Raw genomic sequence first — 17,432 nt, 5'->3', positions numbered from 1 at the left:
ACGTTGAAGCGATGACGTGGACTACCGCTGACATCCCAGACCAGACCGGACGCAAGATCCTCATCACCGGGGCCAACAGTGGCCTGGGCAAAGAGGCCGCACTCGCGCTCGGCGCCGCGGGCGCCGAGGTGATCCTCGCCTGCCGCACCGTGTCCAAGGCCGAACCGGTGGCAGCCAGGATCGGCGCGGGCGCGTCGATCACCGAACTCGATCTCGCCGATCTCAGTTCGGTGCAGGCGTGTGCCGAGCGCACCGGACCGATCGACGTGCTGATCAACAACGCAGGCGTGATGGCGGTGCCCGAGGCCCGAACCGCCGAGGGTTTCGAGATGCAGTTCGGCACAAATCATCTCGGGCACTTCGCGCTGACGGGACTGCTGCTGCCCAAGATCTCCGATCGGGTGGTGACCATGTCGTCGTTCATGCACCAGATCGGCAAGATCAACCTCGAGGACCCCAACTATCGCGAGCGCAGGTACAGCCGCTGGCCCGCGTACGGGCAGTCGAAGCTGGCGAATCTGTTGTTCGGCTACGAGCTCGCGGCAAGGCTCAGGGCATCGGGGTCCCCGGTGAAATCCATTGTGGCGCATCCGGGATATGCGGCGACCGAGCTGCAATCCCATACCGAGTCGATCTGGGACCGATTCATGGGGATCGGAAATCTGGCCGCGCAGTCCGCGGCCGATGGTGCGCTACCCGAGCTGTATGCTGCGACGTCCCCGCAGGCCCGCTCCGGCGCGTTCTACGGACCCACGAAGCTCGGCGGCATGCGCGGTGCACCGGGACCCGCGAAATCGAACAAGCGCTCGCACGACGAGCTTGTCGCCGCCGGTCTGTGGGACCTGTCCGAGTCGCTCACCGGCGTGCGTTTCGCCTTCTCCGGTGCCGAGCGCTGACCGGCCGGTAGGTTCGGGGACATGGCATGGACAACGAAGGACATCCCTGACCTGAGTGGCCAGAGCTTTGTGGTCACGGGGGCGAACGGGGGGCTGGGGGAGTACGTGACGGCCGCGCTGGCCGACAAGGGCGCGCGGGTGGTGATGGCCTGCAGGAACACCGCCAAGGCGGCCCCCATCGCCCAGCGGATCGGCGGCGACGTCGAAGTCGTGGCATTGGACCTGGGGGATCTGGCGTCGGTGCGGGCGTTCGCCGAACAGGCCGGGCCGTTCGACGTGCTGATCAACAACGCGGGCATCATGAACGTCCCGATGCGCCGCACCGTCGACGGCTTCGAGACGCAGTTCGGGGTGAATCATCTCGGCCATTTCGCGCTCACCGGGCTGCTGCTCGATCGCATCTCGAACCGGGTCGTGACGGTGTCGAGCATCGCGCACCGGCAGACCAACACCCTGCATGTCGAGGACCTGAACTACGAGAACCGCGGCTATGTACCCGCCGTCGCCTACGGGCAGGCCAAGCTCGCCAACCTGATGTTCGCGCGCGAACTACAACGCCGCTTCGAGGCGGCGGGTTCGCCGCTCAAGTCGTACGCCGTCCACCCGGGGGTCTCGTCCACCGAGCTGTTCACCCACTCCGAGACGCTGATGGACCGGATCGCGAAACCGGCGACGAAGATCATCGGCCACCATCCCCGCAAGGCTGCGCTGTCGACGCTGTATGCGGCGACGGTCGCCGACGCCGATCCCCGAACATATTGGGGGCCGACATGGCTCATGGGGGTTCGCGGACCGGTGGGGAAGTCGCCGTCGACCAAGTTGTCGAAGAACGAGCAGTTGTGGCAACAACTCTGGGATGAATCGGCGAAGCTGACCGGCGTCGACTACCCGCTCTGAAGTCGCCGCCTCAGCGAACGCCGTGGGGGCGGAACTGCACACTGATCCTGGGTCCGACCCCGGTGGTCTTCGGAACCGCATGCTGCCACGTGCGCTGGCAACTACCGCCCATCACCAAGAGGTCGCCGTGGCCGACGGTGAACTTCAGCGATCGGCCACCGCCTGTGGGGCGAAGCAGCAACGGTCGCGGTGATCCGAGGGAAAGAATCGCGACCATCGTGTCCTCGGTCTTACCGCGACCGATGGTGTCGCCGTGCCAGGCGACACTGTCGTTGCCGTTGCGGTACAGGCATAGTCCGGCCGAGCTGAATCCCTCGGGCAACTCGTCACGGTAGAAGTCGGTGAGAGCACCGCGGCATGTCTCGAGCAGCGGGTGTGGGAACGTGCGGCGGTCTTCGTAGTGGCTGACCAGTCGCGGTACCGGCAAGACGCGGTCGTACATGACCCGGCGTTCCTCGCGCCACGCGGCGTCTGACTCCAGACGGTCGAACAATTCGTCGGCAGCGGTGACCCAGCCCGGCCTCAGATCGACCCAGGCTCCGGCGCTGAGCGTGCGCCGGGCGACGGCTCCGGGGAGCGGAGACAACCCGTCGGTGTTGACGCCGATCATCGAGTTGCTGTCGGCGTCCTCTGCTGCGTCCTCCTCGAACAGCGACGCCTGGCGACCGGGATGCATGAGGTACAGGCTACCCGGTGTCGAACATACAAGCGAACAGTTGTGGAGATGAATGTGGCCTCGTCGTGCCGTCATCGCCCACCGCCCGCACCGATTGCAAAATATCCTTTACTATTGGCGGGTACATTGTCCGATCGATCGTCTCGACAACAGAAAGAGCCATGGTCAGCGCACCGTGCAGTAGCACACCGCCCGTATCCCTCACGAACATCGAAGCGGGGTCGAGCCCGCGTTGACGGTTCTGACCATCGCGTTCGGAATTCTTGTAGTCCTTCTCATCACCGCACTCACGGGGTATTTCGTAGCCCAGGAGTTCGCGTACATGTCCGTCGACCGGTCCCGGCTCAAGGCCGGAGCCGAGGCAGGCGATGCCGGCGCGGCGCGGGCATTGTCGGTGACCCGCCGTACATCGTTCATGCTCTCGGGCGCCCAGCTCGGGATCACGGTGACCGGTCTGCTGGTCGGCTATGTCGCAGAGCCGCTCATCGGCCGCGGGCTCGGAGAGCTACTCGGTGGTGTCGGTATCCCGACCGCGGTCGGGATCGCCGTCGGCGCCGTCCTGGCCGTGCTGTTCTCGACGTTCGTGCAGATGCTGTTCGGTGAGCTCTTCCCGAAAAACCTGGCCATCGCGCGACCCGAACCGGTCGCCCGGTGGCTGGCGCTCTCGACCACCCTGTACCTGCGCTTGTTCGGCTGGCTGATCTGGCTGTTCGACCAGTCGTCCAACCTGCTCCTGAAGGCGTTGCGCATCGAACCGGTGCATGACGTCGAGCACTCGGCGACGGCCCGCGACCTCGAGCACATCGTGGCGCAGTCGCGCGATGCCGGGGAACTGCCCGCTGAACTGTCGACCTTGCTGGACCGCATTCTCGACTTCCCGACGCGGACCGCCGAACACGCCATGATCCCGCGCTCACGGGTCGACACCGTCGATGCCGACACCCTGGCCTCGGAGGTGCTGGCGAAGATGGGGTCCGGGCATACGCGGTACCCCGTGATCGGTGAAGGCGCCGACGAGCTGTGCGGTGTGATCCACCTGCATGATCTGCTCGGCGACTCGGTCGACGGTACGGCGCTGGGTCGGATGCGCCCCGCGGTCGTCGTACCCACGACGCTGCCGTTGCCTCAGGTGCTGGCGCAGCTGTCGGCGTCGTCCGAGGAGATGGCACTCGTCGTGGACGAATACGGCGGTTTTGCCGGTGTGATCACCACCGAGGACATGGCCGAGGAACTCGTCGGTGAGATCGTCGACGAACATGATCCCGAAGGTGCCGGGGATGTGCAGGGATCGCTCGAATCGGGATGGACGATGCCCGGCGACATGCACATCGACGAGGTGCAGCGAGTGCTCGGATTCGACCTGCCCGAAGGCGATTTCGAGACTCTCGCCGGCGCGGTCGTCGCCCGGTTCGAAGGGTTGCCCGCGATCGGTGAGGTGGTCCGGATCCCCCTCCCTGCCGACCCATCGGATCTGCTCGACGAAGATGCGGCGCCGCAGCGCACCCTCGTCGCAGAAGTGCTGGAGATCGACAAGCACGTGCCCGCATCGTTGTTCGTGATGCTGGCCATCGACAAAGGATCTGACGATGAGTAATCCATGGATTGTTCTCGCCGTCACCGTGGGGCTCATCGCTGCCAGTGCGTTCTTCGTCGCCGTCGAGTTCGCGCTGATCGCTGCGCGAAGGCATCGCCTCGAAGACGCCGCGCCGGGCAGCCGGTCGGCGCGCGCGGCGCTGCGTAGTTCCAGCGAGCTCTCGGTGTTGCTCGCCGGCTCGCAGCTCGGAATCACCGTCTGCACGCTCGCGCTCGGCGCGGTCACCAAACCTGCTGTGCACCACTGGCTCACCCCGGCGTTCGACGACTGGGGCGCGCCGCTCTGGCTGGCCGACGTCCTCGGATTCGTGCTCGCGCTGATCATCGTCACGTTCTTGCATCTCGTGGTCGGCGAGATGGCGCCCAAGTCCTGGGCGATCGCTCACCCGGAGAAGTCGGCCACCCTGCTGGCCATCCCGATGCGCGGATTCATGTGGCTGACGCGGCCACTGCTCAACCTGCTGAATCAGATGGCCAACGCGCTGCTGCGCACGGTCGGTGTGACGCCGGTGGATCAGGTTGACACGGGCCAGGATTCGGCCGCCCTGAAACACCTCGTCGAGCACTCGGCGACGGTGGGAACGCTCGACGAGCGCTATCACGGACAACTCGCGGTCGCACTGGAGCTCGAGCACCTGACCGTCGGCGAACTCGTCGCCCCCGCAATCGGGGCACCGAGCACGGTGGATGTCGGCGCGAGCGCGGCAGACGTGCGCGACGCCGGTCACCGCAGCGGACACCTGCGGCTGCTGGTGCGCGGCGTGGACGGCATCGCAGGGGTCGTGCATGTGCGTGACAGCGTGGATGCGCCCACACATGCGACAGCGTCAGACCTGATGCGTCCGGTGCTCACGCTGACAGCGGCGACGCCCGTGTACGAGGCACTCGGCACGATGCGGGAGAGCCGCAATCACCTGGCAGTCGTCGTCGACGACGCCGGGTTCCGTGGGGTGCTGACCATCAACGACGTCCTGGCAAAGCTGATGCCCACGCCGGCAGCGTCCGCCTAGACCTCCGCTCGATGGCGCCTGGGTCAGGCGAGTGCTCGGAGCCGGTCCGCAGCTTGCGCGATCACCTCGTCTTTCTTGGCAAAGGCGAAGCGGACCAGATGATTCCACGGCTCGGGGTGGTCGACGAAGGCGCTTACCGGCACCGCGGCCACCCCGATGCGGCCGGGGAGGTCGCGGCACAGGGCGGCGCCGTCGTGGTAGCCGAGTGGCCGCGGGTCGGCGCAGACGAAATAGGTTCCCTCGCTCCGGTGAACGCCGAATCCGACGTCCGTCAGCGCCGCCGAGATCAGGTCGCGTTTGCGTTGCAGGGCCGCTGCCGATCCCGCAACCCAGTCCATCTGCGACTCCAGGGCCACCGCCACCGCCGGCTGAAACGGGCCACTGCCGACGTAGCTCATGAACTGTTTCGCAGCCCGGGCCGCGGCGACGAGCTGGGCCGGACCGCTGATCCAGCCCACCTTCCAGCCGGTGACATTGAAGGTCTTACCCGCCGACGAGACCCGTAATGTCCGTTCCTTCATGCCGGGCAGGGTGGCCAGAGGGGTGTGCTCACGGCCGTCGAACAGCAGATGCTCGTACACCTCGTCGGTCAACGCGACGACGTCGTTGTCGATACAGACCGTGGCTATGGCGGCGAGGTCGTCGGCGGAAAGAACGGTCCCCGTGGGGTTGTGGGGACTGTTGATCACCACCAGCGCGGTCTTCGGGGTCACGGCAGCCGCGAGCGCATCGCGGTCGAGGGCGAAGCCGTCGCCGTCCGCGACCAGGGGCACGGTCACCCGCTTGGCCCCCGCCATGGCGGTCGCGGCGGCGTAGGCGTCGTAGTAGGGCTCGATCATGACGACCTCGGAGCCCGGCTCCACGAGGCCGACGATGGCGCCGGCGATCGCCTCGGTGGCGCCGACGGTGATCAGTACCTCGGTGTCCGAGTCGTACTGCAGTCCATAGTGATCGAGTTGGTGTTCGGCCACGGCGGCTCGCAGGGCGGGGATCCCGGGTCCGGGTGGATATTGATTCTGACCGGTGGCGATGGCGTCCTGGGCGGCGGCGAGCATGGCGGCGGGCCCGTCGGTGTCCGGAAAGCCCTGGCCGAGATTGATCGCGTCGTGCGCGACCGCCAACTGCGACATCTCCGCGAAAATGGTGGACGAAAACGGTTGTAGCCGTGCGACGGTCCGCGTGTCACCCTTGGCAGTCATTCCGCCAGCTTACCTATTTGCGATCGCGATCAATCGGCTTGGTAAAGCGGAAAATGTGGGCCGCCAGGGTGCAATTGACCGGCGGGAGGGCTCCCCGGCCAGTACGCTCACAGCGCAGGCATCCACGTCACCGGAGGTATCTCGTGTCCGATCAAGGCCCATATCCCGGTGCGCCCGGGCCGTTCAATCAGCCCGGCGGGGGCAATCCGTACAACCCTCCCGGCGGCGGCAATCCTTACAATCAACCGCCCGGTCCGCAGGGGCAGCCCGGTTACCCACCGCCCGGCGGGCAGCCGAATTACCCGCCCAACCCGCAACAGGGCGGGCAGCCGTACCCCGCCGGCGGGCAGCAATACGGACAGCCTGGCCAGCCGTACGGCGGTGGGCAACCGCCCTACGGCGGCGGTGTGCCCCAGTTCGGCGGCTCGAACTACAACACCCCGCCACCGAAGAAAAAGAAGACGATCTGGATCGTCATCGGATCGTTGGTGGCGCTCGTCGTAGCCGCTGTCGTCGCACTGGTGGTGGTCGGCGTGGTTCTGGCCGACGACATCAGCGATGTGAAGGCGGGCGACTGCGTCACCGTCACCGGCTCGAACTCCGACGCCGACTTCGACAAGGTCGACTGCGGCGACACGGGTTCGCTGAACTTCTATGTCGCCGACAAACTCGACACCACCGACGGCTCGTGCGGGGGAGAGCAATACTCCGAGCTGACCCAGACCGGCGACGAGACCACCAAACTCTGTCTCGTTCCGAACTTCGAAGAGGGCAAGTGCTACGAGATCCCGATCTCGTCACTGACCGGCATGAAAGAGGTGGCCTGCGGTGCGGGCGACAGCAGCCAGCTCAACCGGACGGTGAAGGTCACTGCGAGGGTCGACTCCGTGAACGTTCCCGACTGCGACGACCCCGTCACCTTCGACAAGCCGAAGCCGCTGGGCTACTGCCTGGGCGACCCCACCGAGTGACCAATCACCGAGGCCGGCGACGGAACTCGGGTCAGCCGACCGCGGGCCCGAGCAGGTCGTCGGCATCGGTGATCCGGTACGCATAACCTTGCTCGGCGAGGAAGCGCTGCCGGTGGGCGGCGTAGTCGGCGTCGACGGTGTCGCGCGAGACCACCGAGTAGAAGTGGGCTTGCCCGCCATCGGCTTTCGGACGCAGTAGCCGACCCAGTCGCTGAGCCTCTTCCTGTCGCGATCCGAAGGTTCCGGACACCTGCACGGCGACCGACGCCTCGGGCAGGTCGATGGAGAAGTTGGCGACCTTCGAGACCACCAGCGTCTGGATCTCACCGGTGCGGAACTGCGCGAACAACACCTCGCGTTCCTTGTTCTTCGTCGACCCCTTGATGACCGGTGCATCGAGGGCTTCGCCCAGTTCGTCCAGTTGGTCGAGGTACGCCCCGATGATCAGCGTCTGAGAATCCTTGTGATTCTTGAGGATCGACTTCACCACGTTGATCTTGGTGTGCGCGGTGGAGCAGAGCTTGTACTTCTCCTCCGGCTCGGCCACCGCGTATTCGAGGCGTTCGTTGTCGGTCAGGGTCACCCGCACCTCGATGCATTCGGCAGGCGCGATCCAGCCCTGGGCCTCGATGTCCTTCCACGGCGCGTCGTAGCGCTTCGGTCCGATCAGGCTGAAGACGTCACCTTCACGGCCGTCCTCGCGGACGAGCGTCGCGGTGAGCCCGAGGCGACGACGGGACTGCAGATCGGCGGTCATCCGGAACACCGGTGCCGGCAGCAGGTGGACCTCGTCGTAGATGATCAGACCCCAGTCGCGGGAGTCGAAGAGGTCGAGATTGCGGTACTCGCCTTTCGACTTACGAGTCATCACCTGATAGGTCGCGATGGTGACCGGCCGGATCTCTTTGCGCTCGCCTGAGTACTCGCCGATCTCTTCCTCGGTGAGTGAGGTCCGTGCGATCAATTCTCGTTTCCACTGCCGTCCGGCGACGGTGTTGGTGACCAGGATCAGCGTGGTGGCCTGCGCGGTGGCCATCGCGGCGGCTCCGACCATCGTCTTGCCCGCACCACAGGGCAGGACCACGACGCCCGACCCGCCCGCCCAGAACGACTCGGCCGCGAGCTGCTGGTAGTCGCGCAGCTCCCAGCCGTTCTCGTCCAGGGAGATCGAGTGGGCTTCTCCGTCGACGTAGCCCGCGAGGTCCTCGGCGGGCCAGCCGACCTTGAGCAGGATCTGCTTGAGGCGCCCGCGTTCGGAGGCGTGCACGATGACCGTGTCGTCGTCGACCCGCGCCCCGAGCATCGGCGCGACCTTCTTGTTGCGCATGATCTCGACCAGGACGGCCCGGTCATTGCTCACCAGCGTCAGACCGTGGACGGGACTCTTCACCAGTTGGAGCCGGCCGAAGCGCCCCATGGTGTCGACGACGTCCATCAGCAGGGGTTGCGGCACCGCGTACCGGGAGAAGCTGACCAGGGCGTCGACGACCTGCTCGGCGTCATGTCCGGCGGCCCGCGCGTTCCACAGGGCGAGGGGGGTCACGCGGTAGGTGTGCACGTGTTCGGGAGCCCGTTCGAGCTCGGCGAAGGGTGCGATCGCCGCCCGCGCCTCGGCCGCCTGGGGGTGGTCGACCTCGAGTAGCAGGGTTTTGTCGGATTGCACGATCAATGGTCCATCGGTCACAAGGATCCATTGTCCACGACAGCCGGTTGTGGTGGCTTCTGGCGAGGCCGACCTGGGGTTTCGTCCGCCGAAACCCACCAAGATCGGGAGGTCAGTCGACTATTTCGACCGTGGTGATGCGGTGCAGGGAGAACCGGTGCTCTTCTTCGCTGCCCGGTTCGACCGCGACGACCTGCCCCGCACCGATCATCCGGGGCGCGACGATGTGCTTGCTGGCGAACCCCTGAGCGTTGACGTAGCCCAGACGCACTGTGCGTTTGGTGTTCAGGGCGGTCTGCAGCAGCGCTGCGGCGGGCGTCCCGCCGCCGGTCACCGCAGAACCTCCGGCGCCGATCCTGGTGGCCACGGCGGCGTTGGCCGCGTCCTGCGATCGCATGTGGGTGACGACGGTGGCCAGGCGGTCCCGGGTCGGGGGCACGAGCGCTGACGTGCGGGCCGTCCGGCGTTCCCTCGGGGTCGGCAGCCGGGCGCTGCGCGTTCGCAGATCCACCAGTGCACCGGTCGTGTCCTCGCCCGCCGGGGCGAAACCCGCTGCCCGGAGAGCTTCGAGGACTTCGATCAACGGGTCGGTGCTCACCGCGACCGTCGGTGCCAGGGCCCTCAGGGAGAGCTGCTCGGCGACGGGGGAGTTCAGCACCGCTGCCAGCATGGTCGCGTCCTCGCATCGGATGAACGAGGTGGCAACGCCGACTCGCAGCTGACCGTGTTTGCGCGCCACATCGTCGATCAGATAGGTGATCGACTGTGGCACCGGGGTTTTCGAATGTGTGGTGAAGAAGGTGACCAGCTCGGTCCCGGTGCGGCCGGCGTCGAGTGCGCGCCGGACCGACGACTCGGAGACGCGATAGACCGAAGCGGCACCGCCGGATTCGAGGTCGGCCACCAGGGCGAGGTCGGCGGCGAGTTCCGGTGTGAGCGGTCCGGGAGCGGTGACCGTCTGATCGGCCTGGGCCAGAAAGAAGTCGATGGGCGACGGGATGGATCGCGCCATCGCCGCCACGGTGTGCTTCTCCACCTCGTCGGCGGCCCCCGCTGCGATCAACTGGCGTCCCGCCGACGTCAGCGCGCCGTGGGCGACCAGACCCAGAGCCTGTGCTTCGGACAGGGTTTCGGTGATCGTCGTTCGCGGCATCCGGCGCACCCATCGAGGGTGTCGCCAGGCGATGTACCTGGCCACCGACACCGGCGTGACGTCGGCGCCGGCCTGTGCCGCACCGAGTGCCTCGAGCACCAGCAGCCGTTCGGCGCGGGCGGCACCTTCGGCCATCTCGCCGACCAAGGCCCCGATGGGGGTGCCGTCGGGGGTGCGGCCGCCGATCTGCCACGGCCGCCTCTGCAGGTTCACCCATGCCGACGCGATCGAGAACCAGCGTCGCTCGGCGGCCTGATGGATCCAGCTGTCTGTCGATGAGGTGGGCGCCCAGGACGGTTCGACCCCGTCGGAGATGTCGGGAACGGGGAACCCGGAGTCGATGAGCCGCAGTTCGGCCAGTACCTCCAGGACCAGGCCGATGCGCTTCTCGTCGACGCCGACCAGTTTCGCCAGCCGGCGGATCTCCCGCACGCCCATTCCGCCGGCCCGCAGGACGGCTGCGGGTTGCACGCCCAAGGTGTCGAGGGTGTCGCCGGCGTGCCGGAGGAACTCCAGCGCTTCACCGGCGGCTGCGGCGTCGACCTCGCTCAACGCGATCTTCCGGCCCCCGGCGCCGGTGAGTTCCGGCGGACGCAGATCGGAAGGCTCGGACGGGTCTTCGCCGCGGATCAGCTGGCCGACGACCACCGGCAACTCCACGGTCTGATCGTCGACGACGACCAGCAGATCCTCCCGCACCAACCGCGGCACCGGACGATCCGAGTCGGGGCCGAGCGCGGCGTCACGGGTGCGTCCGAGACCCGGACCCGAGGCCAGCGTGCCGAGAAGCTCTCGTTCACGCTCGGGGAGTGCGGCGATCTTCTCCCGGATCTCCTCGAGGGTCAGGGTGTTGATCGCCGCCGTCGCCAGTCGTGAACGCCAGGGCCAGGCTGCGGCCAGGTGCGGGCCCGTGACCAGCGCTTCCGGGGGTCCCCAGAGCAGGGCGAGGTCGACGAGTCTGTCGATCCGGGCGCTGATGTCCGCCGGATCCAGCCGGCCGGACAGCGTCTTGACGATGTCTGCGGCGGCCACCGGGGTGGGGCCGAGAACGCTCACCGTCTCGAGTATTGCGATCGAGGGCAGATCCAGTTCTTCGCCGCTGCGGTTGACCGATGCGGCCGACAGGGCCCGCTGCGCCAGCACCGCGACCCCGGGCGGTGGCGGGCTCGCCAGGTCGGGACGCGATTGCATGAGGTCGAGCAGCTGGTCGTCGTCGCGGCCCGCGAGGTCGTCGGCCAGACTGGTTGGCGCCTCGGTCTTCATCCAGCCGATGATATGCGGGTAGTTCATGGCAGAATGACGCCCGTGGCTGAAAAGAAGAAGTACGTCGACAATGGCTGGCCGGTAGTTCCCGAGGGCGAGCACGCGGTCAGCGAGTTCGCGGCCAACGTGTCCGGGTCGCTGTCACCGTTCGGAGATGTGGAGTTCCCGCTGCCCGTCGAGGATCTGCCGTACATCCACCCGAAGACCTCCGTCAATCGCTGATCCGTTGACGACGTCGCCCGAGGGTGGACGCCTCAGTCATCTCGACGATGCCGGGGCGGCCCGCATGGTCGACGTGGGCGGTAAGCCGGCGACGACGCGAAAAGCTGTGGCCACCGGTACCTTTCGGACCACAGCCGAAGTGATCACGTTGCTCTCGTCCAACGGGTTGCCCAAGGGGGATGCGCTCGCCACGGCCCGCATCGCGGGGATCATGGCGGCCAAGAAAACCTCTGAACTCATCCCGCTCTGCCATCAGGTCGCGCTCAGTTCCGTGAGCGTCGAGTTCGACCTCGGCGAGGACTCGATCGGCGTCCGGGCCACGGCCGTGACCACCGACCGCACCGGTGTCGAGATGGAAGCGTTGACCGCCGTCGCGGTGACGGGTCTCACTCTGCACGACATGGTCAAAGCGGTCGATGCGCGCGCATCGATGACCGACATCGGTCTGTACGAGAAGACCGGCGGCAAGAAGGGGCACTGGAAACGTGACGGCGACACCCCATAAGGCCGGAGCAGGGCGATGACTGACCCGGCCGCAGTGGTCGTCGTTGCCTCGACCCGAGCGGCCGGCGGCGTCTATCCCGACCGCTGCGGACCGATCATCGCCTCCTGGTTGCGGGAGCGTGGCTACGCGGTGTCCGACCCGATCGTCGTCCCCGACGGGGATCCGGTGGGCGGGGCTCTACGCGAGGCCATCTCGCAGAAAGCCGCCGTCGTGATCACCACGGGTGGCACCGGATTGAGCCCCACCGATCACACACCCGAACAGACCGCCGCTGTGCTCGACCGTCAGATCCCGGGGCTCGCCGACGCCATCCGTCGCAGTGGGCTGCCGAAGGTGCCCACCGCCGTCCTCTCTCGGGGCATCGCCGGCACCGCGGCCCGCACCCTGATCGTGAACCTGCCCGGTTCGACCGGAGGGGTGAAGGACGGCCTCGAGGTGCTCGACCCTGTACTCGCTCACGCCGTCGACCAGATCAACGGAGGCGATCACTGATGAGTGCCGTCGTCGCGCGAGCGGCCGTCACCGAAGAACCGTTGTCGACCGCCCTGCACGAGCAACTCGCGGCCGACGCCGCCGGCGGCACTGCCGGGGCGATCGTGAGCTTCGTCGGCGCCGTACGCAACCACGACGGTGGCAGGGACGTCACCGCGCTGAATTACAGTGCCCACCCGACTGCTCCCGACGTCGTCGCGAAAGTGGTCGCCGACGTGGCTGCAGGCGCCGATGGGGTGCGGGCGGTGGCGGTGTCGCATCGGGTGGGTGACCTCTCGATCGGTGACGCCGCGCTGGTGGTCGCCGTCGCAGCCGACCATCGCGCTGCCGCGTTCGCCACCTGCGCGCTCCTCGTGGATGAGGTGAAAGCGCAACTGCCCGTGTGGAAGCACCAGATCTTCGCCGATGGTTCCGACGAGTGGGTCGGATCGGCCTGAGGTCTTTTCCCACCCCTGGCGATTGAAGATCCGGTGACTGCCCGGTACGGTCCGAGCATGAAAACCAAGGGTTGCCTAACACGCGTGGTGTCTGCCGCGGTCTTGCTGACCGCCATCGGCTCGTTGTCCGTACCGGCTGCGTCGGCCGACGGAGTGCCGGCGGGGGAGCGCATCGTGCTCTTGGTGCCCGGCCAGCAGGCCACTCCCGGGACCACGAGCCGGGATCAGTACGAGGACATGGCAGCCGAGCTCACCGCACAGGGGTACACCGTGCACACGGTGGATGTGAAAGGCCTCGATCTCCCGGCCGACACCCGCGTGGTCGAGGCCGCGGTCGCGGAGGCCACCGCAGGCGCCGATGTCGAATCGGTGGCGATCGTCGGCCACAGCTACGGCGGTCTCTCGTCCCGTAGTTACCTGAAGACCCTCGGAGGGTCCGACGTCGTCGACACCTACATCGCCATCGGGACCCCGCAGTACGGATCTCCCGGTGGCTGCGCGCAACTGCCCGGATTCGGCTGGGACGGCTGCCCGGTGACCCCGTTCATCGCCGATCTCATCGCCGGAGACGACACCCCGGGCGACACGGCGTACTACTCGATCCGCAGCGACGAGGAGCTCGCGGACGGTCGTCTCGACGGCGGTCAGTACCGGGTCGCCCCGATACCCGATCTGGTCCATGAGGTCGAACCCGCCGACCCACGGGTCGTCGCGGCGGTCTCGCAGATCCTCGCCGGCCACAGTTCTGCCGAGTTCGTCGACGAGGCCGAGGGCGACATCACCCTCGAGAAGACGCTCTTCCCCGCACCCACCCGCTGACCCCGATCCTGGGTCGTTGTGGCGAGGCCGACCTGGCCTTTCGTTCGCCATAACGACCCATCATCGGAACTCGGGCACCGGGAACAATGGAAAAGGGCCCCGCACGGACTCAGAGGTCGCGTGCGGGGCCCTTCGTCTGGGTCTCCGTGATCAGGAGAGGGGCAGAACGTCCTTGTACTGGTTGAAGAAGGCGATCTGGCCGGCGTCGAGGTCGCCTGCCGCGTTGGCCTGGTCGATCAGCGCCTTGATGGCGGGATCGGAGATCGAGGCCTTGAGCTGGTTCGCGATCTCATCGGTCTGCGCTGCGAGGTCCGGGAGCTGGATCTGCGGCAGAGCCGGGATCTCGAGGCTGGGGGCAGCCTCGGGAGCAGGCGCGCTGCGCTCGGTGGCGCCGCTGAGGCCGGTGCCGCAGGTGGGCCATGCGCCCTTGCCCTGGCCGGCGAGCACGCGCTCGGCAACGGCGATCTGCTGCTCACGGGTGGCCTGGTCCGCGGACGGCGCGAACTCGGTGCCGCCGTGGCCCGCCCAGGTGCTCGGGGAGAACTGCAGTCCGCCCTGGTATCCGTTGCCGGTGTTGATGGCCCAGTTGCCGCCCGACTCGCACGCGGCGACGGTGTCCCACTCGGCGTCGGTTGCTGCACCGGCGTTGCCGCCGCCTGCGAACGCGAGGCCTGCGCCGCCACCGATCACAGCTGAGGTGACGGCGATCTTGGCAATGGTGCGACCGGTGCTGGTCGACTGACGATGACGTCCTGACATGAGTTTGCTTCCTCTCTCCACGCGCCTACGAAGTCAGCTGTCGGGTTCGAGCGAGAGGTTGCTCGGTTCCAGTGGAACTACACCCCAAGGACTCCGTCGGATGAAAGCGTGTCGCTTTCGATCGTCGGCAGCCCGGTGATCTCCAGGAGATGTTTGGGTCCCCCGCCCTCGTCCCTGAATTGCGTTTGTTGTGTTCTCGGTTCGCGGGACGAGGTTGGGCGCGGCGAGCCGGGAATATTCAATTGCGTTGCGGTCGATCAGATCAACCGAGTCAGACGGTACGTGTTAATTCGGGTCGACACACATCTTTGTGAGGTGAGGTGTTTGACGTGTCGGGAGGCCATTTCGCGTTCATTTCGTATTCGCGCTGCTCATCGCTATGACTGTCGTCCCGTGTCCGTACCGTGACCGTACCGTTATGTGATGAAGGTCACTGTGTCATCCGAAGGAATGAGGCGGCGTTGTGGGTCGATCGACCCGATTGCCGGCTCCCGATCGGTGGTCTCAGCCGCCCGCGAAGGGTGGGAGCACGTCCACCGTGTCGCCGCTCGACAGCACTCGCGAGCGGTCGCGAATGGCAATCGACTCATGCAGATATGAGCATCGGTTCAGTACGTTGGCCAATTCTGGATTCTGTTGACCCAACACATTTTCCAGATCGGCAAGTGTGGCTTTGTCAGTGAGTTTCACCACAGTCTGATCCGTGCCCGCGGCAGCTTGGGCCGCGGCGAAGAATCGAACGCAGATCTCCACCTCAGCCGCCGATCGCCGACATGGGCCGGGAAGGCTGCAGAAAGCCGGGTTCGTTGACGCCGTGGCCGGGGAGTTTGCCCCATGTGGACTGCCGCCAGCGCAGAGCGATTTCTTCGTCTGAAGACGAAGTTGACTTCAGCAAATCCGCCAGGTCGGTCTCGTCGCTCGCGAAAAGGCAGTTGCGTAGCTGCCCGTCTGCGGTCAGCCGAGTGCGGTCGCAGTCGCCACAGAATGGCCGGGTGACCGATGCGATCACGCCGACGCGCGCCGGCTTCCCGTCGGCACCGAGGTATCCCTCGACGGTCCAGCGCTGGGCAGGCGCTGCGCCTCGTGGTGCGGCATCGGGGCGCAGATCGAAGTCCCGCTGCAGCCGCTCCAGGATCTGGTCCGCGGTGATCATGGTGGTGCGAGACCAGTGATGCTCGGCGTCGAGCGGCATCTGCTCGATGATGCGTAGTTCGTAGCCGCGGTCCAGGCACATCCGGAGCAGCGCGGCGGCGTCGTCGAGGCCGTGTTCGGTATCGAGGACCGCGTTCACCTTGACCGGGAGCAGGCCGGCCGTGGCCGCGGCATCCAGTCCGGCGAGTACGTCGGGTAGCCGGTCGCGACGCGTGATCGCGGCGAACCGGGCCGCATCGACCGTGTCGAGCGAGACGTTCACCCGGTTCAGTCCGGCGTCGGCCAGTCGCTGGGCCTGATGCTTCAGGCCCAGGCCGTTGGTGGTCAGCGCGATCTCGGGTCGTGGGTCCAGGGCCGCAACGGCCTCGATGATGTCGGGCAGGTCTTTCCGTAGCAACGGTTCACCGCCGGTGAAGCGCACCGCTTCGACGCCGAGATGTCGCACGCCGATCGAGACCGCCCGAACGATTTCCCCGGCGGTCAGAACCTTCTCCCGCGCAAGCCAATCGAGTCCCTCCGCGGGCATGCAGTAGGTACAGCGCAGGTTGCAGCGGTCGGTGACCGAAACGCGCAGATCGCGAACAGCCCGCCCGAAGGTGTCGACCATGGGTCCGCTGGTGGGCATGGCGGCGTCGCGCGGAACGGGCTTCTGCGCGGACAAGCCGCTCGGCATGCCGAGAGCGATGACAGTCACAGGTCCCAGCGTACGGTTTGTGCCGACTGGTGGTCGGGCCGACGGGGGTGAGGGCCACGGCAGTATCCGCACGTGCGGACGTCGTCGACCTCTCGGGCCGCTACTGCGGAGTTGACGCCTTTTTCCGTTCCAGGGCGCGGAAAGTGCTCGCGTGAAAGACCAGCGGTTCGTGGACCGGGTCGGCGCGCAGGGCATTGACCTTGAGCAACACCAGGCTGTGGTCTCCTGCGGGGATCTCGTTGTAGATGGTGCAGGAGAGCTGGGCGACGGCCCCGCCGATGAACAGTGCCCCGTCCTCGGTGGTCTCGAGATCGAGCCCGGTGAAACGGCGATCGGCGGCTCCGGCGAGCTGCTTGCACTCGGCGTCCTGATCGTGGGCGAAGACCGACACCCCGAGGACCGGCGCGATACGGAGTTTCGGCCACGTGGTCGACTCGTTCTGCACGCAGAGCGACACCAACGGCGGGTCGAGTGAGACCGTCGCAAATGAGCTGGCGGCCAGGCCGATCGATTGATCGCCGGATTGGTGGCAGACCGCCACCACACCGGTCGGGAAACAGCTGTAGGCGCGCCGTAAGGCCGATCCATCGCTGGTCGGCGTCAGGGCTCCGTCGATTGGTGTCGTCATGTCACCGACCAGCCTAGTTCGCCCCGGTGTCGCCGGTCGGGTTGCGCTGCTCGGCTCGCTGCCGTCGGCCTGATCGCAGGGCAAAAATCAGCCCGAATAAAAATCCGAGCGGCGCGCACATCGTCAGTAGGTAGACGAACAGTGGTGCGGTCTCACCGGTGATCGGCGGCGTGAGGAAGAGTGCGGCCAGCGCGATGAGCCCGATCGCGAAGAGCCCCAGTGCCACCCGCAAGAGCAGGTTGCCGTCGGTTTTACGCATGAGGCCAACGGTAGTGCAGGCCACCGGGGCCGGGTAAAACCCCTGTGCTGCGCGCGGGGGCCAGGGGCTAGACTGACTCCACACGCGTCTGGCTGGACCTACCGTCACAGCGGGCGCTTTCGTTTTGTTTGATGACGAGCAGAT

Annotated in this window: 19 protein-coding genes and 1 riboswitch; of the genes, 10 read left to right on the top strand and 9 right to left on the bottom strand. The window is 66.8% G+C overall.

Annotation, left to right across the window (positions count from 1 at the left end; genetic code table 11):
- Positions 1-11 precede the first annotated feature (11 nt).
- Positions 12-896 carry an oxidoreductase gene (locus tag BH683_RS08250; protein WP_084835769.1) on the top strand — a complete coding sequence of 295 codons (885 nt, stop codon included), beginning with the start codon at positions 12-14 and terminating at the stop codon, positions 894-896.
- Between the two features lie 21 nt (positions 897-917).
- Positions 918-1,793, top strand: a complete 876-nt coding sequence (locus BH683_RS08245; protein WP_084835768.1) for an oxidoreductase — start codon at positions 918-920, stop codon at positions 1,791-1,793.
- 10 nt (positions 1,794-1,803) lie between these two features.
- Here BH683_RS08245 and BH683_RS08240 read toward each other — a convergent pair whose 3' ends face one another.
- A complete protein-coding gene (locus BH683_RS08240; RefSeq protein ID WP_084835767.1) occupies positions 1,804-2,469 on the bottom strand; it encodes an alpha-ketoglutarate-dependent dioxygenase AlkB in 666 nt (221 codons plus the stop codon).
- A 232-nt stretch (positions 2,470-2,701) separates the two neighbouring features.
- On the opposite strand from BH683_RS08240, the gene BH683_RS08230 reads away from it, so the two are divergent.
- Both BH683_RS08230 and BH683_RS08225 read left to right on the top strand, forming a co-directional pair.
- Positions 2,702-4,063, top strand: coding sequence for a hemolysin family protein (locus BH683_RS08230; protein ID WP_084835765.1), 1,362 nt, complete (start codon positions 2,702-2,704; stop codon positions 4,061-4,063).
- A complete protein-coding gene (locus tag BH683_RS08225; protein ID WP_084835764.1) occupies positions 4,056-5,072 on the top strand; it encodes a hemolysin family protein in 1,017 nt (338 codons plus the stop codon). Before BH683_RS08230 ends, BH683_RS08225 begins: the two co-directional genes overlap by 8 nt.
- 23 nt (positions 5,073-5,095) lie before the next feature.
- Here the strand turns inward: BH683_RS08225 and BH683_RS08220 are convergent, their stop codons facing one another.
- Positions 5,096-6,271 (bottom strand): pyridoxal phosphate-dependent aminotransferase, encoded by a 1,176-nt coding sequence (locus tag BH683_RS08220; RefSeq protein ID WP_084835763.1) that lies wholly within the window; start codon positions 6,269-6,271, stop codon positions 5,096-5,098.
- 143 nt (positions 6,272-6,414) lie between these two features.
- Between BH683_RS08220 and BH683_RS08215 the strand changes: the two genes are divergently transcribed.
- On the top strand, positions 6,415-7,242 hold the full coding sequence (locus BH683_RS08215; RefSeq protein ID WP_143696010.1) for a hypothetical protein: 828 nt from the start codon (positions 6,415-6,417) through the stop codon (positions 7,240-7,242).
- Positions 7,243-7,273: 31 nt separating this feature from the next.
- On the opposite strand, the gene BH683_RS08210 is transcribed toward BH683_RS08215, so the two are convergent.
- Positions 7,274-8,926 carry a DNA repair helicase XPB gene (locus tag BH683_RS08210; RefSeq protein WP_084835761.1) on the bottom strand — a complete coding sequence of 551 codons (1,653 nt, stop codon included), beginning with the start codon at positions 8,924-8,926 and terminating at the stop codon, positions 7,274-7,276.
- Positions 8,927-9,017: 91 nt separating this feature from the next.
- Positions 9,018-11,348, bottom strand: coding sequence for a helicase-associated domain-containing protein (locus tag BH683_RS08205; protein ID WP_094647330.1), 2,331 nt, complete (start codon positions 11,346-11,348; stop codon positions 9,018-9,020).
- A 6-nt stretch (positions 11,349-11,354) separates the two neighbouring features.
- Between BH683_RS08205 and BH683_RS08200 the strand changes: the two genes are divergently transcribed.
- Genes BH683_RS08200 through BH683_RS08180 form a run of 5 tightly spaced genes read left to right on the top strand, consistent with a single transcriptional unit; the run spans position 11,355 to position 13,796 of the window.
- Positions 11,355-11,543, top strand: coding sequence for a hypothetical protein (locus tag BH683_RS08200; RefSeq protein WP_110469776.1), 189 nt, complete (start codon positions 11,355-11,357; stop codon positions 11,541-11,543).
- A 4-nt stretch (positions 11,544-11,547) separates the two neighbouring features.
- Positions 11,548-12,048, top strand: a complete 501-nt coding sequence (gene moaC, locus BH683_RS08195) for a cyclic pyranopterin monophosphate synthase MoaC (protein ID WP_084835759.1) — start codon at positions 11,548-11,550, stop codon at positions 12,046-12,048.
- A 15-nt stretch (positions 12,049-12,063) separates the two neighbouring features.
- Entirely contained in the window at positions 12,064-12,540 is a 477-nt protein-coding gene (locus BH683_RS08190; RefSeq protein ID WP_084835758.1) for a MogA/MoaB family molybdenum cofactor biosynthesis protein, read from the top strand.
- Positions 12,540-12,977, top strand: a complete 438-nt coding sequence (locus BH683_RS08185; RefSeq protein WP_084835757.1) for a molybdenum cofactor biosynthesis protein MoaE — start codon at positions 12,540-12,542, stop codon at positions 12,975-12,977. Before BH683_RS08190 ends, BH683_RS08185 begins: the two co-directional genes overlap by 1 nt.
- 57 nt (positions 12,978-13,034) lie before the next feature.
- Positions 13,035-13,796: an alpha/beta fold hydrolase gene (locus BH683_RS08180; protein ID WP_143696009.1), complete on the top strand. Its 762-nt coding sequence runs from the start codon at positions 13,035-13,037 to the stop codon at positions 13,794-13,796.
- Between the two features lie 150 nt (positions 13,797-13,946).
- Here BH683_RS08180 and BH683_RS08175 read toward each other — a convergent pair whose 3' ends face one another.
- The 5 genes from BH683_RS08175 to BH683_RS08155 form a co-directional block, all read right to left on the bottom strand.
- A complete protein-coding gene (locus tag BH683_RS08175) occupies positions 13,947-14,555 on the bottom strand; it encodes a transglycosylase family protein (RefSeq protein WP_084835807.1) in 609 nt (202 codons plus the stop codon).
- 6 nt (positions 14,556-14,561) lie between these two features.
- Positions 14,562-14,749: riboswitch (cyclic di-AMP (ydaO/yuaA leader) on the bottom strand.
- A 310-nt stretch (positions 14,750-15,059) separates the two neighbouring features.
- Positions 15,060-15,308 (bottom strand): MoaD/ThiS family protein, encoded by a 249-nt coding sequence (locus tag BH683_RS08170; protein ID WP_084835755.1) that lies wholly within the window; start codon positions 15,306-15,308, stop codon positions 15,060-15,062.
- A gap of 1 nt (position 15,309) precedes the next feature.
- On the bottom strand, positions 15,310-16,401 hold the full coding sequence (moaA, locus tag BH683_RS08165) for a GTP 3',8-cyclase MoaA (RefSeq protein ID WP_084835754.1): 1,092 nt from the start codon (positions 16,399-16,401) through the stop codon (positions 15,310-15,312).
- Between the two features lie 100 nt (positions 16,402-16,501).
- Complete coding sequence (locus BH683_RS08160) at positions 16,502-17,029, bottom strand: flavin reductase family protein (protein WP_084835753.1); 528 nt, start codon at positions 17,027-17,029, stop codon at positions 16,502-16,504.
- 13 nt (positions 17,030-17,042) lie between these two features.
- Positions 17,043-17,288 carry a hypothetical protein gene (locus BH683_RS08155; protein WP_084835752.1) on the bottom strand — a complete coding sequence of 82 codons (246 nt, stop codon included), beginning with the start codon at positions 17,286-17,288 and terminating at the stop codon, positions 17,043-17,045.
- Between the last annotated feature and the right edge of the window lie 144 nt (positions 17,289-17,432).

Origin of the sequence: Williamsia sp. 1138, from assembly GCF_002095435.2 — a bacterium.
Classification (GTDB): domain Bacteria; phylum Actinomycetota; class Actinomycetes; order Mycobacteriales; family Mycobacteriaceae; genus Williamsia.
The sequence above is the reverse complement of the archived record's forward strand: the minus strand, read 5'-3'. Positions and strand labels throughout refer to the sequence as shown.